Origin of the sequence: Castellaniella sp. (assembly GCF_049673105.1) — a bacterium.
Lineage (GTDB): Bacteria > Pseudomonadota > Gammaproteobacteria > Burkholderiales > Burkholderiaceae_B > Castellaniella.
In genome coordinates this window covers 105,662-128,119 of sequence record NZ_JBATXG010000006.1, presented here as the reverse complement: position 1 = coordinate 128,119, position 22,458 = coordinate 105,662, and the positions used below count along the sequence as shown (strand labels likewise).

The 22,458-nt window shown below is 63.1% G+C and carries 23 protein-coding genes; 4 read left to right on the top strand and 19 right to left on the bottom strand.

Annotated features, from left to right (window positions below):
- Positions 1–5: 5 nt before the first annotated feature.
- Genes holB through mltG form a run of 3 tightly spaced genes read right to left on the bottom strand, consistent with a single transcriptional unit; the run spans position 6 to position 2,726 of the window.
- Positions 6–1,052 carry a DNA polymerase III subunit delta' gene (holB, locus tag WBF69_RS01925; RefSeq protein WP_424260654.1) on the bottom strand — a complete coding sequence of 349 codons (1,047 nt, stop codon included), beginning with the start codon at positions 1,050–1,052 and terminating at the stop codon, positions 6–8.
- Complete coding sequence (gene tmk, locus WBF69_RS01920) at positions 1,049–1,711, bottom strand: dTMP kinase (protein ID WP_424260652.1); 663 nt, start codon at positions 1,709–1,711, stop codon at positions 1,049–1,051. Before tmk ends, holB begins: the two co-directional genes overlap by 4 nt.
- 4 nt (positions 1,712–1,715) lie before the next feature.
- On the bottom strand, positions 1,716–2,726 hold the full coding sequence (gene mltG, locus WBF69_RS01915) for an endolytic transglycosylase MltG (RefSeq protein WP_424260650.1): 1,011 nt from the start codon (positions 2,724–2,726) through the stop codon (positions 1,716–1,718).
- A 179-nt stretch (positions 2,727–2,905) separates the two neighbouring features.
- On the opposite strand from mltG, the gene WBF69_RS01910 reads away from it, so the two are divergent.
- Positions 2,906–3,850 (top strand): YgfZ/GcvT domain-containing protein, encoded by a 945-nt coding sequence (locus WBF69_RS01910; protein WP_424260648.1) that lies wholly within the window; start codon positions 2,906–2,908, stop codon positions 3,848–3,850.
- Positions 3,851–3,857: 7 nt separating this feature from the next.
- Here WBF69_RS01910 and mmsB read toward each other — a convergent pair whose 3' ends face one another.
- From mmsB to WBF69_RS01890, 4 genes are all read right to left on the bottom strand, one after another.
- Positions 3,858–4,757 (bottom strand): 3-hydroxyisobutyrate dehydrogenase, encoded by a 900-nt coding sequence (mmsB, locus tag WBF69_RS01905; protein ID WP_424260646.1) that lies wholly within the window; start codon positions 4,755–4,757, stop codon positions 3,858–3,860.
- Positions 4,758–4,804: 47 nt separating this feature from the next.
- Positions 4,805–5,965, bottom strand: coding sequence for an enoyl-CoA hydratase/isomerase family protein (locus WBF69_RS01900; protein WP_424260645.1), 1,161 nt, complete (start codon positions 5,963–5,965; stop codon positions 4,805–4,807).
- Positions 5,962–7,116, bottom strand: a complete 1,155-nt coding sequence (locus WBF69_RS01895; protein ID WP_424260643.1) for an acyl-CoA dehydrogenase family protein — start codon at positions 7,114–7,116, stop codon at positions 5,962–5,964. The genes WBF69_RS01900 and WBF69_RS01895 overlap by 4 nt, the downstream gene beginning before the upstream one ends.
- Before the next feature lie 199 nt (positions 7,117–7,315).
- Entirely contained in the window at positions 7,316–8,329 is a 1,014-nt protein-coding gene (locus WBF69_RS01890; protein ID WP_424260641.1) for a zinc-binding alcohol dehydrogenase family protein, read from the bottom strand.
- Between the two features lie 105 nt (positions 8,330–8,434).
- On the opposite strand from WBF69_RS01890, the gene WBF69_RS01885 reads away from it, so the two are divergent.
- A complete protein-coding gene (locus tag WBF69_RS01885; protein WP_424260639.1) occupies positions 8,435–8,833 on the top strand; it encodes a winged helix-turn-helix transcriptional regulator in 399 nt (132 codons plus the stop codon).
- Between the two features lie 22 nt (positions 8,834–8,855).
- Here WBF69_RS01885 and WBF69_RS01880 read toward each other — a convergent pair whose 3' ends face one another.
- Both WBF69_RS01880 and WBF69_RS01875 read right to left on the bottom strand, forming a co-directional pair.
- Positions 8,856–9,149 carry an RnfH family protein gene (locus WBF69_RS01880; RefSeq protein WP_424260637.1) on the bottom strand — a complete coding sequence of 98 codons (294 nt, stop codon included), beginning with the start codon at positions 9,147–9,149 and terminating at the stop codon, positions 8,856–8,858.
- A gap of 1 nt (position 9,150) precedes the next feature.
- Positions 9,151–9,585, bottom strand: coding sequence for a type II toxin-antitoxin system RatA family toxin (locus WBF69_RS01875; protein ID WP_424260635.1), 435 nt, complete (start codon positions 9,583–9,585; stop codon positions 9,151–9,153).
- Between the two features lie 75 nt (positions 9,586–9,660).
- Between WBF69_RS01875 and smpB the strand changes: the two genes are divergently transcribed.
- Positions 9,661–10,125, top strand: coding sequence for an SsrA-binding protein SmpB (gene smpB, locus WBF69_RS01870; RefSeq protein WP_424260633.1), 465 nt, complete (start codon positions 9,661–9,663; stop codon positions 10,123–10,125).
- A gap of 27 nt (positions 10,126–10,152) precedes the next feature.
- Here the strand turns inward: smpB and WBF69_RS01865 are convergent, their stop codons facing one another.
- Together WBF69_RS01865 and ppsA are read right to left on the bottom strand one after the other, a co-directional pair.
- Entirely contained in the window at positions 10,153–10,827 is a 675-nt protein-coding gene (locus WBF69_RS01865) for a methylated-DNA--[protein]-cysteine S-methyltransferase (protein WP_424260631.1), read from the bottom strand.
- An 87-nt stretch (positions 10,828–10,914) separates the two neighbouring features.
- Positions 10,915–13,293, bottom strand: a complete 2,379-nt coding sequence (gene ppsA, locus WBF69_RS01860; protein ID WP_424260629.1) for a phosphoenolpyruvate synthase — start codon at positions 13,291–13,293, stop codon at positions 10,915–10,917.
- A gap of 151 nt (positions 13,294–13,444) precedes the next feature.
- Here ppsA and ppsR point away from each other — a divergent pair, with 151 nt between their 5' ends.
- Positions 13,445–14,278, top strand: coding sequence for a posphoenolpyruvate synthetase regulatory kinase/phosphorylase PpsR (gene ppsR / locus WBF69_RS01855; protein ID WP_424260627.1), 834 nt, complete (start codon positions 13,445–13,447; stop codon positions 14,276–14,278).
- Between the two features lie 40 nt (positions 14,279–14,318).
- Here the strand turns inward: ppsR and WBF69_RS01850 are convergent, their stop codons facing one another.
- From WBF69_RS01850 to bamA, 8 genes are all read right to left on the bottom strand, one after another.
- On the bottom strand, positions 14,319–15,101 hold the full coding sequence (locus tag WBF69_RS01850) for a TrmH family RNA methyltransferase (RefSeq protein WP_424260871.1): 783 nt from the start codon (positions 15,099–15,101) through the stop codon (positions 14,319–14,321).
- A gap of 14 nt (positions 15,102–15,115) precedes the next feature.
- Entirely contained in the window at positions 15,116–15,736 is a 621-nt protein-coding gene (gene rnhB / locus WBF69_RS01845) for a ribonuclease HII (protein WP_424260625.1), read from the bottom strand.
- Positions 15,720–16,946 carry a lipid-A-disaccharide synthase gene (gene lpxB, locus WBF69_RS01840; RefSeq protein WP_424260623.1) on the bottom strand — a complete coding sequence of 409 codons (1,227 nt, stop codon included), beginning with the start codon at positions 16,944–16,946 and terminating at the stop codon, positions 15,720–15,722. The genes rnhB and lpxB overlap by 17 nt, the downstream gene beginning before the upstream one ends.
- A gap of 61 nt (positions 16,947–17,007) precedes the next feature.
- The gene (gene lpxA, locus WBF69_RS01835; protein ID WP_424260621.1) at positions 17,008–17,805 is read right to left on the bottom strand and encodes an acyl-ACP--UDP-N-acetylglucosamine O-acyltransferase; all 798 of its coding nucleotides are present in this window, start codon (positions 17,803–17,805) and stop codon (positions 17,008–17,010) included.
- Positions 17,805–18,257 (bottom strand): 3-hydroxyacyl-ACP dehydratase FabZ, encoded by a 453-nt coding sequence (gene fabZ, locus WBF69_RS01830; RefSeq protein WP_291768721.1) that lies wholly within the window; start codon positions 18,255–18,257, stop codon positions 17,805–17,807. The genes lpxA and fabZ overlap by 1 nt, the downstream gene beginning before the upstream one ends.
- A 2-nt stretch (positions 18,258–18,259) precedes the next feature.
- Positions 18,260–19,396 (bottom strand): UDP-3-O-(3-hydroxymyristoyl)glucosamine N-acyltransferase, encoded by a 1,137-nt coding sequence (gene lpxD / locus WBF69_RS01825; protein ID WP_424260619.1) that lies wholly within the window; start codon positions 19,394–19,396, stop codon positions 18,260–18,262.
- Between the two features lie 6 nt (positions 19,397–19,402).
- Positions 19,403–19,954, bottom strand: coding sequence for an OmpH family outer membrane protein (locus WBF69_RS01820; protein ID WP_424260617.1), 552 nt, complete (start codon positions 19,952–19,954; stop codon positions 19,403–19,405).
- A gap of 66 nt (positions 19,955–20,020) precedes the next feature.
- The gene (gene bamA / locus WBF69_RS01815) at positions 20,021–22,393 is read right to left on the bottom strand and encodes an outer membrane protein assembly factor BamA (protein ID WP_424260615.1); all 2,373 of its coding nucleotides are present in this window, start codon (positions 22,391–22,393) and stop codon (positions 20,021–20,023) included.
- Positions 22,394–22,458 lie beyond the last annotated feature (65 nt).

The window sequence follows — 22,458 nt, the reverse complement described above, 5'->3', positions numbered from 1 at the left end:
AGCAATCAGGATGAATGGCCGCTTGCCACAGGGCGCACGGCCTGCAGCAAGCGCTGGGCGGCGTGGTCGCTGAGCAGCTTGGGATTCAGGGGATGCTGAGCCAAGCGGCGCTGTGCTTGCAGCCACTGAGCCGTGCGGGCCAGCGCCTGCTTATCCACTGCGCCGGCAATCCGGCGAATGCTCGCATCCTGTTCAGGATAGTATCGCGCCGGCAGGCCATGCGTGGCTAGACTCAGATCCAGCCAAAGCCGCTGGAAGCCATCCAGCCAGACTGCCGGTTCCAGTGCCGCCAGGGCATCGGCCAAGGGCGCCGACGCCCCACCGCTGCCGGCCAGGTCCAGGAATTGGCTCAACCAGACCGGGGCGACCGGCTGCTGCGCCCTGGCTTGCTGTAAAGCCGACAAAGGGGCGCCGCCCGTTGCCGCCAGCCGCGCGGCGGCATGATCCACATTCTGCGCTTGCAACCAGGCCAGGGCCTGAGCAGTATCGGGCACCGGCAGCGGCAGGCGCCTGCAGCGCGAGACCAGAGTGGGCAGCAGCCGGTCCGGCGCCTGCGCGACCAATAGGAAAATCGTGTGGGCCGGGGGTTCTTCCAGCACTTTCAGCAGCGCATTGGCTGCGATGATATTCATCGATTCAGCGGGATACAGCAGCGCCACCCGCCAGCCTCCCCGGTGCGTCGCCGTATTGAACCAGGGCAGCAGGCTGCGGATCTGTTCGATGCGGATATCTCGGGAAGGCTGTTTTTTGTTGCTGGATTCCTCGGTGTCTTCGGCGGCCTCGCCTTCCTGGACGGCCACCGCGTCAGGGCGGATCCGGCGCAGATCGGGATGGTTGCCCGCCTGCACCCAGCGGCAGGCCTGGCACTGCCCGCAGGCCAGGCCGGATTGCGGAGACTCGCACAACAAGCTGGCCGCGCCCGCCGCCGCGAATTCCTGTTGACCGATGCCCGGCAAGCCATGAATCAACCAGGCATGCGCAAACCGCTCGCGATCCGCCAGCCAGTCGCTGGCCAGGGACTGCTGCCAGGGCAGGAAATCAAAGAGTGTCATGCGTCTTGCACTCGGCGATGCATGGCGGGGTCCCCATGTGTGCGCAGCAGGTCCCGCAGACTGGCATCCAGATGCACCCGGATGTCCTGGATGCTTTGCCGTGCATCGATCACCCGGAAGCGCGCCTGGTCTTCGGCCACCCGCGCATGGTAGGCCTGGCGAGTGCGCTCGAAGAACGCTGCGCCTTCCTGTTCGAAGCGATCGGCGGTGTCCCGCCCTTGTTGCAGCCTGGCCCGGGCGGTTTCCAGCGGTACGTCGAATAGAAAGGTGCAATCCGGCCCCTGGCCCTGCTGCACCCAGTCTTCCAGCAAGCGCACGGCAGGCGCGCCCAGTTCACGACCGCCGCCCTGATAGGCGAAAGAGGCATCCGTATAGCGATCGCACAGCACCCACTGGCCGCGCTCCAAGGCCGGCAGGATACGGGTGCGCCAATGCTCGTTGCGCGCCGCGAACATCAACAGGGTTTCCGTGCGCAGGTCCATTGACTGATGCAGCACCAGCGTGCGCAACTGTTCACCCACCGGGGTGCCGCCCGGTTCGCGGGTTTCCAGCAGGCTGACCCCGGCCTGGCGCAGCCAGTCGGCCATCCAGCCCGCATGCGTGCTTTTGCCGGCCCCGTCCAGACCTTCCAGGGTAATGAAACAGCCGCGCCGCGTCATGAGATCACTTCCGTTTCAGAATATATTTGCCGACGGCCTGATTATGCGCCGACAAGTTCTTGGAAAATTCGCTGGTACCGTCGCCCCGCGAGACAAAATACAGATAGTCATGCTGTTCCGGATGCAGCGCGGCCATCAGCGCTGCCTTGCCGGGATTGGCGATGGGCGTGGGCGGCAGGCCGGGCCTGGTGTAGGTGTTCCAGGGCGTATCCTGTTCCAGGTCTTTCTTGCGCAGGCGACCCTGATAGCGTTCGCCCATGCCGTAGATGACGGTGGGGTCGGTCTGCAGCGGCATACCGATGCGCAGCCGGTTAACAAAGACCCCGGCGATGCGGGCCCGGTCGCTGCCATGCCCGGTTTCTTTTTCCACGATTGAGGCCAGAATCAGGGCCTGGTAAGGATCTGCCAGCGGCAGATCCTTGTCTCGCTGCGCCCACAGGCGCTCCAGCGTCTGGCGGCTGGCATGATCCGCGCGGCGCAGAATGTCCAGATCGGAAGACCCAGGGGTGAACACATAGGTATCCGGATAGAACAAGCCTTCGAGCTCGGTCCGCTCCAGGCCCAGCTTGCCGGCGATGGCAGCCTCGTCCATGCCCAGGGTATCGTGACGCACCTGGGGATTCTGATCCAGGGCTGCGCGCATCTGGGCGAAGGTCCAGCCCTCGGGGAAGGTCAGGCGCACCTGGGTCATATCGCCATTGGCCATGCGTTCCAGCAGCAGCCAGGGCGTATCCCCTGCCCGCGCCTCGTAAGCGCCGGCCTTCAAGAGCGTGTCGCGGCCGCTGATGCGCGCCAGCAAGACAAACGCCGTCGGCTCGATCTGGATGCCGGCCGTCTGCATGGCCTGAGCGATCTGGCGCGGCGTGCTGCCCGCATCGATCAGGTAATCCACCACGGGCGTGCTCATGGGGACGGGCCGCTGCCAGCCCCACCAGGCCGCACCGCCGATGCCGACGCCAATCAGGGCCAAGCCTGCAATCAGCAACCAGATGAACAATCGCAGTAACTTTTTCATGGACGCCAGTTTACCCGAGGGATCGTCTCCTCAGATGTCCGGATGTTCCATATCCTCAGGCCGCGACGCCGGTGCCGGCATCCGCAAAGGCATCTGGAAAACAAGGTCTTGGTTTGGAAGACCGCGGGCGGACCGCTATGATGGGAGCTTCTTTTGAACTTGTTCTGCAGGGTTGGATCATGAGCATATCTGGTGTCGAAGGGCAATGGCGCTTGCCCGAGCAGGCCGTCATCCGTCTCGAGGGGCCGGATGCGGTTGAATTCCTGCATGGGCAATTGAGCAACGCCGTTCAGGGTCTGCCCGACGACCAGGCTCGGCCTGCCGGCTACTGCACGGCTCAGGGCCGATTGCTGGCCAACGGCATCCTGTGGTCGGCAGGGCCGCAAGCCCTGGACCTGATGGTATCGCGCGACCTCGCCGAAGGCCTGCTGCGGCGCCTGCGCATGTTCGTGCTGCGGGCGAAAGTCACGCTGACACTGGACGACACGCGCCCGATTATGGGAGTATGCGGCGCATCCCACATGCCGACAGCCCTGCACGGCCTGCCGGCCTGGTCCCGCCGCGACGTGGCGGGCGACACCTGGATCATGGCCGCGCATACCAGCAGTCACGCGCCGGCAGCCTGGCGTATCGCCGCCCCGACTGCCGGGTCCGCGCCGGCGGATCATTCCCCTGCTGCCGATTCAGATGCATGGCGGGCGGCTTGTTTAAGCCAGGGCTGGCCCTGGATACGGACAGCCAGTCAGGATATTTTCCTGCCCAGCGCCTTGAACATGGACCTGAACGGCAGTATCGATTTCCACAAGGGCTGCTATCCCGGCCAAGAAGTCGTGGCCCGCAGCCACTACCGGGGCACGGTCAAACGTCGGATGGCCATCGGCACCGCCCCCTGGCCCGCTGAACGGCCCGCTCCCGCCGCTGCCAGCGATCTGTACGCTGCCGGCGGCGATGCCGGTCGGCCCGTGGGGCGTTTGATCGAGGTCGCCGTCTGGCGCGAACAGCTATATGCGGCTGCCGAAATCACGCTGTCCGACTGGCCTGCCATGACATACGCCGTAGGATCGCCGGACGGGCCGGTACTGACACTGCAAGCGCCGCAGGAGACGGACGCATCCCCCGCCTGATCGGTCGCTATTTATTGCGCGGCTGATGGTATAGCTTCAGGATGCTGGAAAAATCCAGCGTGCCGTGCCCCTGGGTGCTGTGCAGCGCATACAGATTGCGGGCCAGTTCCCCCAAAGGCGTCGTGGCGCGCGCCTGCATGGATGCTTCCGCCGCCAGACCCAAATCCTTCAGCATCAGATCCACGCCAAAGCCGCCCTCGTATTCGTGCGAAGCGGGTGCATGGTCCATGACGCCGGGCCAGGGGTTGTAGAGTTCCGTCGCCCAGTTGCGTCCTGAGCTTTTGGCGATGATGTCCGACAGAGTCTTGGGATCCAGGCCATTGGCCACGCCCAAGGCCAGAGCTTCCGCCGTGCCGGCCATCTGAATGCCCAGCAGCATATTGTTGCAGATCTTCGCGACCTGCCCCGCCCCCGCCTCGCCGGCATGGAAGATGTTTTTGCCCATGACCTGCAGATAAGGCATGGCTGCTTCCAGGTCGGCAGCCGCTCCGCCGACGATAAAGGTCAGGGTGCCTGCCACTGCCCCGCCGGTCCCCCCGGACACCGGCGCATCCAGCATGCGGATGCCGCGCCCGGCGGCGGCCTTGGAGACCTTGCGCGCCGATTCCGGCGCAATCGTGCTGCACTCCAGAACCAGCGTGCCTTTGGCGATGGTGTTCAGCAAGCCCTGGTCGCCCAGGTACAGGCCTTCGACATGGCGGCTGGCCGGCAGCATGCTGACGACCAGATCCACGCCGCTGGCCGCTTCAGCGGCGGACGCTGTCGCCGTCGCGCCTGCCTGGGTCGCTACCTGCAGCGCGGCGGGGACCAAGTCGAAAACCTTCAGGGCATGGCCCGCTTTCAACAAGTTCTGCGCCATCGGACCGCCCATGTGGCCCAGACCGATAAAACCAATCGTGCTGCTCATCGATGTCTCCTTGAAATGATCGTGCGTGTCAGTTCGGTGAAGTCTCGTCAGCCTCTGAGATCGGCCAGCGGGTGTTCTTGTCCCGCCGGCCAGGGCTGTGACAGGAAGCGTCGCGCCCAGTCCGCCGTGGCCAGTTCCAGAGAGGCAGGCCGCCAGCGGGGCTGTCGGTCTTTATCGATCAGCAGCGCCCGGATGCCTTCGCGGAAATCCGGTTCGGCGCAGCAGCGCAGCGACGCGATGTATTCCATGCGGAAGACGTCGGCCAGGGACTGGTGCCGCGCTCGGGCCAGCAGCATAAAACCGAGTCGCGCGGAGCCGGGCGACCCTGCCAGAAAGGTGGTGGCCGCCCGAGACAGCCAGGGGTCCGCATGGCGCTTCCAGCCGGCGATGCCCGCCCCGATCTGCTGAAGATCGGCACGACCGCATGTCTGGCGGATGAGGGCGGCATGCAATTGCAAAGGGCCGGGCTCAGGGGCCGGCATCTGCAGCCCATCCAGCACGGCATCCACTTGCGCAGCATGAGCGGCGGCATTGCCCGACCATTCGGTGGCGGCCAGGGCGTCCGTCAGCGCCTCGAAACCGTCGGCTGAGCAGAGCCGGTCGGCCAGACCATAGTGCAGACAGTCCCCCGCCCCCAGTTGCGCGCCGGTCAAGGCCAGGAATTCGCCGATGCCGCGCGGCAAACGGCTGAGCATCCAGGTACCCGCCACGTCGGGGTACAGGCCGATGCTGATTTCCGGCATGGCGAACCGGGTGGTGTCGGTGACCAGGCGATGACTGGCCCCCAGCATCAGCCCGACGCCGCCGCCCATCACGATGCCGCTGCCCCAGCACAGGATAGGCTTGGCATACCGGTGAATCTGGTAATCCAGGCGGTATTCGGTTTCAAAAAAACTGCGGGCATGCACATTGGCCCAGGCGTCTTCGGATGGGCTGTCCAGCATGCTGCGATACAGCGCCTGCAGATCGCCGCCTGCGCAAAACGCCTTGTCCCCCGCCCCGCGCAGCACGATGGCAACGACCCGATCGTCATCGGCCCAATCCTGCAGCCGCTCGTCCAGCAAACGGCACATGGCCAGGGACAGGCCATTGAGCGTCTGCGGACTATTCAGCGTGGCTACGCCGATCCGTTTGCCGTTCTGGCCGGCTAATTCCTGGAACAGCACAGGTTCCAGATCATGGTCGGCGGAAGCATCCACAGCGCTCATCTCAGGTCCGCCTCTTGGGTCAGGATATGACGCGCCAGGATGACGCGCATGATTTCGTTCGTGCCTTCCAGGATCTGATGGACGCGGGTATCGCGCACCAGGCGTTCCAGCGGGTAGTCCTTCAGGTAGCCATAGCCGCCGTGGATCTGCTGCGCATCCAGACAGGACTGGAAGCACAGATCGGTGGCGAAACGCTTGGCCATCGCGCAATAGGCGCTGGCCTGGGGATCGCCCTCGTCCAGCTTCGCGGCGGCCAGACGCACCATCTGGCGGGACGCCACGATATTGGTCAGCAGATCGGCCAGTTTGAACTGCAGCGCCTGGAAGTCCGCCAGCGGGCGCCCGAACTGATGGCGCTCGGTCATGTAGCGGCGGGCTGATTCATAGGCGCCCTGCGCCGCCCCCACCGAGCAGGTGGCGATGTTGATGCGCCCGCCGTCCAGGCCCTTCATGGCGAATTTAAAGCCCTCGCCCTCGTCGCCCAAGCGGTTTTCCACCGGCACGCGCACGTTCTCGAACGTGATGGGGCGCGTGGACTGGCTGTTCCAGCCCATTTTATTTTCCTTGCGGCCATAGGTGATGCCGGCGCAGTCAGCCGGCACGACCAGGGCGGAAATGCCGCGTGCGCCCTCGCCGCCTGTGCGCGCCATCACGACCAGCACATCCGTGTCCCCTGCCCCGGAAATAAAGGCTTTGGCGCCATTCAACACGTAGTGATCGCCGTCACGGCGGGCGCTGGTGATCAGCGACGCCGCATCCGAACCCGCGCCGGGTTCGGTCAGGCAGTAGGACGCCAGCTTTTCACCGCTGGCCAAGAGCGGCCCCCAATGATCTCGCACCGCCGGCTGCGCCCAGCTGCCGACCATCCAGGTCGCCATATTGTGGATGGTGATGAAGGCAGCGGTGGACGGGTCCACTGCCGCCATTTCCTCGAATACCAGAGTGGCGTCCAGGCGGGGAAGCCCCAAGCCGCCGATGGATTCCGGCGCGTACATGGCGCAAAACCCCAGTTCACCGGCTTTGGCAAAGGCTGTGCGCGGGAAGATGTGTTCTTCGTCCCATTGCGCCGCATACGGGGCCAATTCCCCTTGGGCGAATTCGCGGGCAGCCTGCGCAAAAGCGTGTTGTTCTTCGCTGAGGCGAAAATCCATAGTGCTTGTCTCCGGATTCATGGTCGTCACGGTCGCGGGACGCGGGTAGCGTCATCCGACGTGGTCGGACCTGATCAAGGCCCGCCACTGCGTTGCAAACTTACTGTAGCACTTGGCGTCAGCGTCTGTTTGAACAGGACCACCTTAAATCAGCCCAAGCGCAACGGCTGTCAATCGGGCGACAATCCCCAGCGGTGGCCTAGAACCCTTCTAGGACGATCTTGCCGCAGGCGCGACCGCTTTCCAGCACGGTATGCGCCTGCTTCAGATTCTCCGCATTGATCGGGCTGATGCGCTGCGTCAGGGTGCTGCGGACGCGCCCGGCATCGACCAGGCGGGCAAGCTCGTCCAGCAGGCGGCCCTGCGCATCCATGTCCGCCGTGCCGAACATCGAGCGGGTGAACATGAATTCCCAGTGGACAGAGACGGACTTTCGCTTGAAGCCGCTGATGTCCAGGGTATCCGGGTCGTCAATCAATCCGAAGCGCCCCTGGGGGGCAATCAGTTCCACCACATCCGCCAGGTGCTGCGCAGTGGCGGTGGTGGAAAACACAAAGGCCGGCGATCCCAGACCCAACGCGCTCAGTTGCGGCGCCAGGGGCTGGCGGTGGTTCACGACATGATCGGCTCCCAGGGACCGCACCCATTCTTGTGTGTCGGAACGAGAGGCCGTGGCGATGACGGTCAGATCAGTCAGCGCCTTGAGCAGTTGAATCGCCATGGATCCCACGCCGCCCGCCCCGCCGATGATCAGGACCGCATTCGCCGCGCCAGGCACGGGCCGGCGCACATCCAGGCGATCGAACAGCATCTCCCATGCAGTCAATGTCGTCAGGGGCAAAGCGGCGGCCTGAGCATGATCCAGCGTGGCGGGTTTATGCCCGACGATCCGTTCATCCACCAGATGGAATTCGCTGTTGGTGCCGGGCCGGGTCAAGGCGCCTGCATAAAAGACCTCGTCGCCCGGTTTGAAGCGGCTGACCTCGGCGCCCACCGACACCACCCGGCCCGAGGCATCCCAGCCCAGCACCTTCCAGTCCGCGCCCTCGGGGCCGACGCGCTGGCGAATCTTGGTGTCCACCGGGTTGACGGCGATGGCTTCGATCTGAACCAGCACATCGTGCCCGCCGGGATCGGGGCGATCCAGCTCGATATCCACGAGCGCGTCCGGCCTGTCGATAGGACCTGTTTGGCGGTATCCAATCGCTTTCATGAGAACTCCTGCTTGTCTGGCATTGAACATGCTTGGAGAATACTGTTATTTATGATTTTGTCTCTACGCACAAAATCAGCCTATAGTGACAAAAAGGATACTGTGATGGCCAAATCCAGACATTCACGTTTCGACTGCAGCCCCGGCTGCGCCGTCGAGGCCGCCATCGGCCTGATCGATGGCAAGTGGAAATCCGTCGTCCTGTTTCATCTGCTGGGCGGCACCCTGCGTTTCAACGAGATCCGCCGCCAGATTGTGAATGTGTCGCCGCGCATGCTGACGCGCCAATTGCGGGAACTCGAAGAAGACGGCCTGATCGAGCGCACCGTCTACGCCCAGGTGCCGCCCAGGGTGGACTACTGCCTGTCGCCGCTCGGGCACAGCATGACCCCTATTTTGTTGGCGCTGAAATCCTGGGGGGACGAACACATCGGTTTGTATGGCAAACCGCTGGCCCACACGCAGCAGCCTGCAGCACAAGATTCTTGCGCCACCCCGGCTTAGCGGGGCAAAACAGCCAAAGCGCCTAGGCGGGCCGCTTGCTTTTCGCCCGGCGATGCGCCGCCCGGCGGCGCCGGGATTCCAGGGGGTCGAATACCAGGGGACGGCACAGTTCCACACGATCGCCTTCCTGCAGCACACGCTGAGGGTCGCAGCGCTCGCCGTAGATGGCCGTGCTCAGGTCCCGATCGGTGAATTCCGGGAATTCTTGGGCGAATCCGCCCAGGGCGATGGCCTGCTCGACCGTGGCGCCGTCAGGGACATCCAGCGTCAAACGCCACAGGCGCGTCGGCGCCGCAAAGGCCAGATGCACGCGCATCCTAGCCCTCGTAAACCGCGTGAGCGCGCTGCGTAAAGGAATCGATGAAGCTTGTGGCGATGCGATTGAACACCGGCCCGATCACGGCCGACAAGGCGCGGCTGGAAAACGCGTATTCCATGGTGTAGAGGACTTTGCAGCCGTCTTCGCCCAAGGCCTGGAATGCCCAGTGTCCGGTCAGGTTGGAAAACGGCCCATCCACCAGATGAAAGACGATCTTGTTCGGATAGTGATGCTCGTTGCGCGTGGTGAAGCTCTGGCGGATACCGGCAAAATGGATCTGCACGGTCGCCTGCATGCCGTCTTCGTTTTCCCATTGCACTGTCGACCCGCCGCACCAGGGCATGAATTCCGGGTAGCGCGCGACATCGGCCACCAGGTCGAACATCTGTTCGCAGCGGTAGGGAACTAGAACGGAACGTTGAATGGAATGCATCGGCAAGACGGGTGCTTAGGCTAGAATGGGGGGATTTTATCAGCGCCTGCGCCCTTTTCCAGAAAGACCGGACTCATGAGTATTGTAGATAACCGCAAAGCCACCCACGATTACTTCATCGAGGAACGCTTCGAAGCCGGCTTGGTCCTGGAAGGCTGGGAAGTCAAAGCCATTCGCGCGGGCCACGTCCAATTGAAAGAATCCTACGTCATCGTGCGCGATGGCGCGCTGTGGATCCTGGGCATGCACATCAGCCCCCTGCCTACAGCGTCCACTCACATCCACCCCAATGCCACGCGCACTCGCAAACTGCTGCTGCACCGCCAGGAAATCAGCAAACTGATCGGCAAGGTCGAACAGCGCGGCTATGCCCTGGTACCGCTGAACCTGCACTACAAGGGCGGGCGCATCAAACTGGATTTCGGCCTGGGACGCGGCAAAAAATTGCACGACAAACGCGACACCCAGCGCGACAAGGACTGGGCGCGCGAAAAAGAACGCCTGATGAAGCACGACACCCGGCAGGAACGTAAGGCCTGAACACAACGGCCTGCCGTGGCGGCGCGATCACTGAATCGCAAACCCTTCCAGCGCCAATAGCTGCGCCTTGCGGCTCAAGCCCCCGCCGTAGCCGTTCAGAGTGCCGTTGCGCGCCAGGATGCGGTGGCAGGGAATGATGATGCTGATGGGATTGCTGCCCACAGCGGTTCCCACCGCTCGGCCATGCCCTGCCCCCAGTCCGGCGCACTCACCCAGTTCGCCATAAGACAGCGTATCCCCGCAGGCCACGCCCAGCAGCGCCTGCCAGATGCGTTGCTGAAAGGCCGTGCCCTGGGGTGCCAGCGGCACGTCGAACACCTGGCGTTTTCCGCGCCAGTATTCATCCAGTTCCTGGCGGGCCTGCTCCAGAACGGCCAAGGCGCCAGCGGGCGTATCGGCCTGCAGCATGCGCAGCATCGACGGCTGACTGGCGGATAGTTCCGCCACAGACGTGTCCGCCGGGAACAGTTCACCTGTGGCCGCTGCCGCGCCTCTTTTGACGGCCTTCAAGGCCCGCGCCGCCCTGCCCTGAACGACACCCGCAGAGGGCTGGGAGATGACGTCGGCTTCGGGCGCAGCGGCCAGTCCCGTTAGATGCGGACAATCCCGCTGATCCGTGAAATGCAGACCGGTCAGACCCCGTTCGTCAGCCGATAACAGGATGTCACCCAGAGGGGATGAAAGCAGTGCATGAAACGACATGGCGTGGGTCCCGGAAAACCCCCAGCCGAGGATGCAAAGGCTGGGGGTCGGATCAGCGCCTCGACAGGCGCCGGAGCGTCAGACCAATCAGGCAGCGGCCTTGGTGTCGGCCAGACGCTGCCAGGTGTCCACCACCGTATCCGGGTTCAGGGACATGGACAGAATGCCCTCGTCGCGCAGCCACTGGGCCAGATCCGGGTGATCGCTGGGGCCCTGGCCGCAGATGCCGACATATTTCCCGGCCTTCAGGCAGGCCTGGATGGCACGGCTCAGCATGAATTGCACGGCGGGGTCGCGTTCGTCGAAATCGGCTGCCAGCAGTTCCATGCCCGAATCGCGGTCCAGGCCCAGGGTCAACTGGGTCATGTCGTTGGAACCGATCGAGAAACCGTCGAAATACTGCAGGAATTCGTCGGCCAGGATGGCGTTGGTGGGGACTTCGCACATCATGATCAGGCGCAGGCCGTTTTCACCGCGCTTCAAGCCGTGCGCAGCCAGCAGCTCGACCACGCGTTCGGCCTGTTTCAGAGTGCGCACGAAAGGCACCATGATTTCCACGTTGGTCAGGCCCATCTCGTCGCGGACTTTCTTCAGGGCTTCGCATTCCATGCGGAAGCACTCGGCGAAGTCTTCGGAGATGTAGCGTGACGCCCCGCGAAACCCCAACATGGGGTTTTCTTCCTCGGGTTCGTAACGCGAACCGCCCACCAGCTTGCGATATTCATTGGACTTGAAGTCCGACAGGCGCACGATGACGGGCTTCGGGTAGAAGGCCGCGCCGATGGTGGCGATGCCCTCGGCCAGTTTTTCCACGAAGAAAGCGCGCGGGCTGGCATAGCCGCGGGCGGCGGATTCGACGGCCTTTTTCAGGTCGCTGTCCACGTTCGGATAGTCCAGGATCGCCTTGGGGTGGACGTTGATGTTGTTGTTGATGATGAATTCCAGCCGGGCGAGCCCCACACCGCCGTTGGGGATCTGCGAAAAGTCGAAGGCCAGCTGCGGGTTGCCGACGTTCATCATGACCTTCAGGCCGATATCGGGCATTTCGCCCCAGCGGACTTCTTCGATTTCGGTTTCGATCAGGCCGTCATAGATGTGACCCTCGTCGCCTTCGGCGCAGGATACGGTGACCTCGCGACCATTGCTGAGCACATCCGTGGCGTCGGCGCAGCCGACCACCGCCGGGATGCCCAGTTCGCGGGCGATGATGGCGGCGTGGCAGGTGCGCCCGCCGCGGTTGGTGACGATGGCCGAGGCCAGCTTCATGACCGGTTCCCAGTTGGGATCGGTCATGTCCGTGACCAGAATGTCACCTGCCCGGACCTTGTCCATTTCGGACGCATCGGCGACCACCCGTACGGTGCCCGAGCCGATCTTCTGACCGATGGCGCGACCGCGCACCAGGACTTCGCCAGTGGCTTTCAGGCGATAACGTTCCTGGACGTCGTGGTGGCCCTGTTGGGATTTCACGGTTTCCGGACGCGCCTGCAGAATGTAGAGCTTGCCATCGATGCCGTCACGCCCCCATTCGATATCCATAGGGCGCTGATAGTGCTGTTCGATGATGGTGGCGTACTGCGCCAGTTCGATGATTTCGTCGTCGGTCAGGGAATAGCGATTGCGTTCGGACGCGGGGACTTCGACCGTGCGCACGGCATGGCCGGACGCGCGCTGCTCGTCGAATTCCATCTTGATCAGTTTCGAGCCGATGCGACGGCTGATGATGGGATAGTGACCCGCCGCCAGCGTGGGTTTGAATACATAGAATTCGTCGGGATTCACCGCGCCCTGCACCACCGTTTCGCCCAGACCGTAGGACGAGGTGACGAAGACCACGTCTTTGAAGCCTGACTCGGTATCCAGGGTGAACATCACGCCCGCGCTGCCCTTGTCCGAACGCACCATGCGCTGGATGCCGGCCGACAAAGCGACTTCGGCGTGCGCATAGCCCTTGTGCACGCGATAGGAAATCGCGCGATCGTTGTACAGGGATGCAAAGACGTGGCGGATCTTTTCCAGCACGTCGTCGATGCCGACCACGTTCAGGTAGGTTTCCTGCTGGCCGGCGAAAGAGGCGTCCGGCAGATCTTCGGCGGTGGCCGACGAACGCACGGCAAACGAGCCTTTGCCATCGGCATCCAGCTGGGCGAAAGCGCCACGGATGGCCTGTTCAAAAGCAGCCGGGAACGGCGTGTCGATCACCCACTGGCGGATTTCCGCGCCAGCGGCGGCCAATTCGCGCACGTCGTCGGCATTCAGCGCATCCAGACGCGCCTTGATGCGGGCATCCAGCCCGGTGGACTGTAGAAAATCGCGAAACGCATCTGCAGTGGTCGCAAAGCCGCCCGGCACCCGTACCCCGGCGCCGGCCAGCTGACTGATCATTTCACCGAGAGATGCGTTCTTGCCCCCTACCGAGTCCACATCCGACATGCGGAGCTGCTCGAACGATACAACGTACGACATGATGTCACCTTTGAGATAGAGAAAGCGTGTTTGCCCGACGCACGCAATGCGATGAACCGCATGCGTCTGGCAAACCAGCCTTGCCTGACCATCAGGTGACTGGTAACCTTCGCGGATTGTACCGTTTCTAAGGCTTGATGGTTCAACATCCATGATCAATCCCGTCACCGAACGCCCCGTCTTCATCGTCTCGGATAGCACCGGGATCACCGCCGAGACCTTCAGTCACGCCGTCCTGTCGCAATTCGAGGAAATCGCCTTCCAGGCCGTGCGTCTGCCCTTCATCGATTCGGTCGAAAAGGCGGACGCCGCCGCCCGCCGCATCACCCAGCGGGCGGATCAGGGCGGGCCGCCGCCTCTGGTGTTCAGCACCCTGGTCGATTCCGACATCGCCGATCGCATCCGCAAGGCCCCCTGCATCTTTCTGGACCTGTTCGGCGCCTTTGTGCAACACCTGGAAAGCGTGCTGGGGGTGAAATCCAGCCGCTCGGTGGGCCGGTCACACACCAATGGCCTGTCCAAGCAATACAACAACCGCATCGAGGCCATCAATTTCAGTCTGGCTCACGACGACGGTCAATACATCCAGGGGCTGGAACAGGCCGACGTCATCCTGGTGGGGGTCTCGCGCTGCGGCAAAACGCCTACCAGCCTGTACCTGGCCATGCAGTATGCGGTCAAGGCCGCCAACTACCCCCTGATCCCCGAAGACTTCGACCGCGGCGCCCTGCCCGCCACGCTGCTGCCCTTCCGGCGCAAGCTGTTCGGCTTGTCCATTCAGCCCGAACGCCTGTCGGAAGTCCGCAACGAACGCCGTCCCAACAGCACCTATTCATCCCTGAAACAGTGCCGCCAGGAAATCGCCGATGCCGAACGCCTGATGCGCATGGAAAATATCCCCTGGCTGTCGACCACGACGCGTTCCATCGAGGAAATCTCTACCAAAATCCTGGATGAAGTCGGCCTGGATCGCACCACCTATTGACGCCCGACCCCCGCAGCCGATGCAGCATCCGCGCCAGAGATCAGGCGAGCTGCTGCCGGCGCTGCTCGAACAGGCAGATGGCGGCGGCGGCGGCGACATTCAGGGATTCGACACCGTCCGATTGCGGAATATGTACCCGCCAGTCGGCGATACGCAGCAGATCCGGCGTCACGCCCCGCCCTTCATTGCCAAACAGCCAGGCGCACGGCGAGCGCAAATCCTGCTGGTACAAGGACTGAGCCTGTTCCAGGGTGGTCGCCGCCAAAGGAATCTGCAAGTGACTGTGCAAAGCCAGTAAATCCACCCGCTCGTGCACTTGCAATGCAAAATGCGCGCCTTGCCCGCTGCGCAGCACTTTGGGCGACCAGGCGGCAGCGCAACCGATGGACAGAAAGGCGGCCTTCAGACCGGAAGCGGCAGCCGTGCGCAGCAACGTGCCCAGATTGCCGGGGTCCTGCACGCGATCCAGCCATAGACAGCCTTCTGTGATGCGCTCGGGCAAGGTCGCGACCGGCGGTTCGACCAGGAAAAACACGGCAGGACCATGTTCGACCTGAGACAGGCCTCGCGCCAGACGGTCCTCGAGCACGATGCGGCGGGTGCGTTCGCATTCGCGCCAGAGCGGCTTGATCCAGCCGGGGGACTGCGCCTGGACGGCCTCGCCGACGATCAGCGCCTGGGGCAGCCCGTAATGTTCAAGCCAAGCGCGGCACAGATGCTCGCCTTCCAAGAGAATGCGGCTTTCGATATGCGCCGTGCGTCCCTGGGCCAGGCGCAGCCAGAGCCGGTAATCGGGATTGTCGCGCGAGGCGATATGCCGCACAGGGACGATGGAACTCATGCCGGGGTATCCCGCAAAAGCCGCTGAACCGGGGCAAAGCTGCGCCGGTGCGCGGGACAAGGACCGAACTGCGTCAGGCGGGCCAGATGCAGGGCCGTGCCATATCCCTTGTGTTGATCAAAAGCGTAGCATGGGTACTGCGCATGCAAGGCCAGGCAGCAGGCGTCACGAGCCGTTTTCGCCAGGATCGAGGCGGCGGAGATCGCCGGTTCCAACGCATCCCCGCCGACGACGGCACGGGCGGGACACGGCAAACCCAGCGGCAGACGATTGCCGTCCACCAGAATCAGCTGCGGCGTCCGGGACAGATCCGCACAGGCCTGGCGCATGGCCAATAAGGTCGCCTGCAGGATATTCACGCGGTCGATGGTCTCTACATCCGCTTGGGTGACGGCCCACGCCAGGGCGCGCTCGCGGATCTGCACCGCCAGCATTTTCCGACGCTTGGCGCTGAGCTTCTTGGAATCATTCAGGCCCTCAATGGGCCGGTCCGGGTCCAGGATGACAGCAGCGGCAAAGACAGGCCCTGCCAAAGGCCCTCTGCCCGCTTCGTCGACCCCGGCGATCCAGTCCGCCGACGGCCCGGCTGCGGCGAACAGATCAGGCTGCATGGCCATGACAGACATCCAGAATCGCCTGGGCCGCCAGGCCCGGCGTGTCGCGGCTCAGGCTGGCGTGCAGCGCGGTAAAGCGCTGGGCGACGCGCTGGCCATGTTCGCGGTCGCTCAAGGCGATCCAGGTCTGTTCCGCCAGCCCTTCGGGCGTTGCGGCTTCTTGCAGCAGTTCCGGGACGACGAAATCTCTTTCCAGAATATTGGGCAGCCCCACCCAAGGCAGGCTGGGCGCTTGCTGGCCGGACTTCCAGGCCATGATGCGCCGCATCCAGGGGCTGATGACGTAGGAAATCACCAAAGGCCGCTTGAATAGCGCCGCTTCCAGGGTCGCGGTGCCGCTGGCCACCAGCACGGCGTCGGCGGCTTCCATCGCATGCCAGGCAATCGGCCATTCGCTGGAATCCAGGCCATCCGCGCGCGCACCGGCAGACGACGCGGCGGGCAAGGCGCTAAGCACTCTGCAGCCCGGCACCGGGTTGTCGGCCAGGATGGCTTCGAACTGCGCCCGTCGTTGCGCATTGACGACCGGCACGATAATTTGCAGATCAGGGTCCTGTCGGCGCAGGATCTGGGCCGCCTGCAGGAATCTAGGCGCCAGCAGACGCAACTCGGATTCCCGGCTGCCCGGCATCACGGCCAGCACACGCGTTGCAGGGTCCAGGCCCAGCACGGCCCTGGCTGCCGCACGGTCCGGCCGTGTAGGAATCAATTCGGCCAAGGGGTGGCCGACGTAGGTCACGGGCACGCCCTGTTCGCGGTACAGATCCACCTCGAAGGGGAACAGCACCAGCATGTGCGACACGGCACGACGAATCTGATGGATGCGCTCGAACCGCCAGGCCCAGATCGAAGGTCCGACGAAGTGCACGGTCGGGATACCCGCCGCCCGTACTTTTTCTTCCAGGCGCAGATTGAAATCCGGCGCGTCCACGCCGATGAAGACGTCGGGCCGCTGGGCCAACACCCGGTGGCGCGTGTCGCGCCACGTACGGATCAAACGCGGCGCCGCGCGCAAGGCATCGACATAGCCGAACACCGACAAGGCATCCATGGGATGCCAGGCCTGAAAACCGGTTCGTGCCATGGCCGGCCCGCCGATGCCGGACGCCGCGGCAGCGGGATCCCGCGCCTGCAGACCCCGGATCATGCGGGCAGCCAGCAGATCTCCGGAAGGCTCGCCGGCCACGATGGCAGCGCGGATGCCGCTGGCCATCAGAGCAGGCTTCCGGGTGCCTGGAATCCGACCCAGGGGCGGTCCGGGACGACGATGGGGATCACGGACGCGCAATGCCCCGACTGGAAGTCCGCAGAAAATCCAGCAAGGTCTGGACGGCAGGGGCCTCGTCGGGATGGTCGGCCTGCAAAGCTGCCAGGCCCTGGATGGCCTGGTCGATGTCGAGCTGGCGGCGGTACAGGATTTTGTAGGCTTCTTTCAGCACCTGCAGGTCTGCGGGGGTAAAGCCGCGCCGGCCCAGGCCTTCGGAATTGATGCCGACCGGACGGAAGGAATCCCCTGCCCCGATCATATAGGGTGGAACATCCTGACGCACCGAGCTGGTGCCGCCGATCATGGCATGCGCCCCGATGCGGACGAACTGATGGATGGCCGACAGGCCGCCCACGATGGCCCAGTCGCCGATGTGAATGTGCCCGCCCAGCTGAACACTGTTGGAAATGACGATGTGGCTGCCCAGCTGGCAATCATGGGCGATGTGCACATAGGCCATGATCCAGTTGTCATCGCCCAGCCGGGTGGCGCCCACGTCCTGCACCGTGCCGATATTGACCGTCACGAATTCACGGAAGGTGTTGCCGGCGCCGATGTCCAGCGTCGTGGGTTCTCCCTGGTATTTTTTGTCCTGGGGAATGCCGCCGATCGAGCAGAAACGGTAGAAATGATTGTCGGGGCCGATGGTCGTGTGGCCGTCGATCACGCAATGCGGGCCGACGCGCGTCCCTGCCCCGATGCGGACATGTTCCCCGATGATGCTGTAGGGGCCGACGCTGACGGTCTCGTGGAGCTGCGCCCCCGGCGCCACGATCGCCGTGGGATGTATCTGCGCCGCCGTCATTATTCTTCCAGGATGCGCACCGCGCACATGATCTTGGCCTCTGCCGCGATCTGGTCGCCCACTTTGGCCACGGCCGTATATTTGCAGATGGAGCGGCTGAGCTTATCCGCCGAGACTTCCATGCGCAGCTGATCGCCCGGCACCACGGGACGGCGAAAACGCGCGCCGTCAACACCCACCAGGTAGTAGGCGATTTTCGTGCTGGCCAGATTGGGGGCGCCTGCATCGGCAAAAGAAAACAAGGCGGCGGCCTGTGCCAGGGCCTCGATGATCAGCACGCCGGGCATCACAGGGTGATGCGCGAAGTGTCCTTGAAAAAACGGTTCGTTATAGGTGACATTTTTGATGGCGACGATGCTCTTGCCTGGATCCATTTCCAGGACGCGGTCCACGAGCAGCATCGGCTGTCGGTGCGGCAGCCGTTCCATGATGTCTTTGATATCGAGTTCCATTATTATGTGTCCTGCTTGTAATTCATCAATTCAGCCAGGCTGGCTGCTTGCCGCTCTGTCGTGCGCACGCGCTTGCGTAATTGCGCCAACTGGCCGATGACCGCTGCATTGTGCTGCCATGCCCCATGCTCGGCCACAGGAAAGACGCCGGTATAACGACCGGCAGTCAGAATATCGGATGTCACCGCCGTTCCGCCGGAAATATGGACATCGTCTCCCAGCGTCAGATGGCCGCCGAACATGGCCGCGCCGCCGATGACGCACCGCTGGCCCATGATGGTGGATCCTGCCACCCCCACGCAGGCAGCCATGGCGGTGTGGTCTCCGATGCGGCAATTATGGCCGATCATGATCTGGTTATCGAGCTTGACCCCGTCACCCAAAACCGTGTCCTCGACCGCGCCACGATCCACCGTGGTATTGGCGCCGATCTCGACGTCATTGCCGATCTGCACACCGCCCAGTTGAGCGATTTTCGCCCAGGCGCCTGGCGTCCTGGGGTCGGGAGCAAAACCAAAACCGTCGGCGCCCAGCACCACGCCGCCATGCAAAATGGCCCGGTCGCCTACTTTGACCCCATGATAAAGCGTGACGTGCGCATGCAGCAGACTGTCGCGCCCGATGACGCAGTCCGGCCCGATCACGCAGCCAGGGCCGATCCGGGTACCGGCGCCGATCCGGGTGCGCGATTCGATCACAGCCAAAGGCCCGACATGCACGCCGTCTTCCAGGACTGCATCGTCGGCCACCACCGCGCTGGGGTGTATGCCCGAAGGCAGACCGGCCAGGCGATGCTGATCGAACCACTGCGCCAGCAGGGCGTACATCAGATAGGGTTGGCTGCACAACACGGCGACCCAAGCGGGAGATTCCGGATGCTGGGCCTGGAATTCCGCCCAGTCCTGAGGGCGCAGAATCACGGCGGCAGCCTGGCATTCGGCCAACTGTCCTTGCAAGCGCGGATTGGACAGAAAGCTGATTTCCGTCGGCCCGGCGGTATGCAGGGAGCCTATGCCCGCGATGCGCAAGGCATCAGCCGACACCGTACCGGTGATGCTGCACCCCAGCCCGACCGAGTCTGCAGCCTGCAAAAGCTGTGGCAGCGCAGGAGCCCGCTGGGGCGCAAGCAACACCGGCATTGGAAATCAGCCGCCCAGCGCCTTGATGACCTGATCGGTGATGTCCACGCGCGGACTGACGGTCACGGCGTCCTGGATGATCAGATCGTAATTCTGCTGTTCGGCGATTTTCTTGATCGCAGCGTCGGCCTTTTCCACGATGGCGGAGAATTCCTCGTTGCGACGACGGTTGAAGTCTTCCTGGAACTCACGGCGCTTGCGCTGCAGATCGGAATCCATGTCCTGCAATTGACGCTGGCGCTTGACACGTTCGGACTCGGACAGCACGGGCGCGTCCTTGTCCAGTTGTTGCGCCTGGGACCGCAGGCTGTCCGAGAGCTTCTGCAGATCCTGGTCGCGTTTCTTGAATTCGGATTCGATTTTGGTCTGGGCGGCCTTGGCGGGCTTGGAATCCCGCAGGATGCGCTCTGTGCTGACGAAGCCGATCTTGGTTGCCTGAGCATACGCCGGGGCGACAAACAGCGCGCCCAAGCCGATCGCAGCAGCTACCGCCAAAGCACGGTGGCTGGACATGGCGCGTTGCGCCAAAGTTGAAACATTCAAACCTGAAAGAGTCATGATGACAAAACCACCTGCGATCAACGCTGCGATAAAAGAGGACTATTGTGCCATTAAACGATCGAATCAGAAACCTGTCCCGATCTGGAATTGAAATGCTTGTTTCTGGTCGCCTTCCTTGGCGTTCAGCGCCCGGCCAAACGAGAGCTGCAAGGGACCCAGCGGCGATTCCCAGGACAGGCCCAGACCTGCGGAGTATTTCCAGCCGCAAGGATCGGCCACCTGACCAGACTGCCCTTGGGCGCATGGGGAGCCATCGGTGTTGGAGATCTGCCCCGCGTCGGTGAACATGAACCAGCGCAGGGTACGATCACGCGTCGCGCCGGGGAAAGGCAGATACAACTGGATATTACCCACGATGCGTTTCGAGCCGCCCAGGTAGGTGTCGGTCAAGGTGTCGCGCGGCCCCAGCGATGAACCCTCGTAGCCGCGCACCGAACCGATGCCGCCGGCATACATGTTCTTGATCACCGGGAAAGGCTTGTTGCTGTTGCCGTAAACCTTGGCCCAGTCCATCTGGCCGTTGAATGCCAGCGTAAAGGCGCGGCCCAGGGGCAGGTAGTACTGCTGCTGCCCCGACAGCTTGTAGTAACGCAAGTCCATGGTGGACACGTCGGCGGACAGACGTGTGAAGCTGCCCCGATGCGGCGCCAGTGCGCTGTCGCGGGTGTCTTTCGCCCAGCCCACGTTGAAGATGCCGGCATTGGTGGTTTCGCCATACTGGTCTGCGAAATCCTGGTAGGCCAGCGGTGCCGGGTTGCAATTCGTCGTCGTGCACCGATTGATGTCCTTGAGCGAATTGCGCTCGAAGGTCACGCCGGCGAAGATACGGTCGACTTCGGAAATCGGCACCCCGAAATTCAGGCCCAGGCCCATGGCTTCTACGGTGTACCAGCCCAGCGAACCGCTGTCGGCCACGTCGTACGGCGTGGTGCGGCGGTAGTAGATCGAGGTGGTCTTGCTGATGCCGTCCTGCGTCCAGTAGGGGTTGGTGTGCGAGAGCACGGCAGCCCGGTTGGTCTTGCTGGTATTGACGTTCAGCGACAAGGAATTGCCGCTGCCAAAGACGTTGTCCTGGCTGATGCCGGCCGACAGCATCAGTTTGTCCGTGGTGCCATAGCCCACGCCCAGATTGATCATGCCGGTGGGCTTTTCCTTGACGTCCACATTGACGTCGACTTCGTCGGGAGAACCCGGCACCGGCTCGGTCTTGACGTCGAGTTCGCTAAAATATCCCAGGCGGTCGATCCGTTCCTTTGAGGTTTTGATGCTGGAGGCATCGTACCAGGCGGCTTCCTGCTGGCGCATTTCCCGGCGCACGACTTCATCCCGGGTGCGGGTATTGCCGCCGACGTTGATCCGGCGCACGTAAACACGGCGGCCCGGATCGACATAGAAGGTCAGCTTGGCGACGTGCGTGTCGTGATCCAGCACCGGATTCGGGTTGACGTTGGCAAAGGCGTAGCCCAGCGAACCCAGATAATCGGTCAAGGATTTGGCGACCGCGTTGGTTTTCTCCGCCGAGAACGTCTCGCCTTCTTTGACGGTGAGCAGCGGCTGGAGTTTGTCCTCCAGGCCCAGCAGGTCGCCAGCCATGTCGATCTGGCCCAGCTTGTAGGGTTCGCCTTCATGCACCGTCATGGTGATGTAGATATTCTGGCGATCCGGTGAGATCGTGACCTGCGGGGGTTCCATGGAAAATTCCAGGTAGCCGCGATCCAGGTAGTACGAGCGGATGCGCTCGGCATCGCCTTCGAGCTTTTCGCGCGAATATTTATTGGTGCCCGTATACCAGGTCATGAAGCCGCCGGTGGTCAGCTCCAGCTGGTCTTCCAGGGTGCCTGCCGAGAACGCCTTGTTGCCGATGAATTCGATCTTGGCGATCGTGGCGACATCGCCTTCGAAGATATCGAAGCTGACCCCCACGCGATTGCGCGGCAGCGGCGTGATGACGGGGCTGATCTGCACCCCGTACTTGCCCTTGGACAGGTACTGTTGTTTCAGTTCGAAGACAGCGCGGTCCAGCATGGCCTGATCGAAGATCCGCCCCTGGCCGAAACCGACCTGGGACAGGGATTTCGTCAACGCCTTGGCATCGAATTCGCGCATGCCGTTGAAGTTGAGGGACGCGATGGTCGGCCGTTCTTTGACGGACACCACCAGCACGTCGGCGCGCGAATCGATCTTGACGTCGCTGAAGAAGCCCGTGCCATAGAGCTTTTGAATGGCGCTGGCGGCTTCTTCTTCAGTAAATGTTTGTCCGATCTTGACGGGCAGATACGTGAAGATCGTGCCCGGATCGACCCGTTCAATGCCCTGAACCTGAATATCGCGTACGACAAACGGGGTAAAGGCGGCGGCCACGGTCGGCGCCAGCAATGCAGCCAGCACCACGGGAATGGCACGCTTGATGAGACGAGAGTTCCGGAGAGACGACATCCTGGCAATCCTTTTCAGCCGTAGCAGGGACATGGGATAAGTGATGCGCGATTGTAAGTCACAAT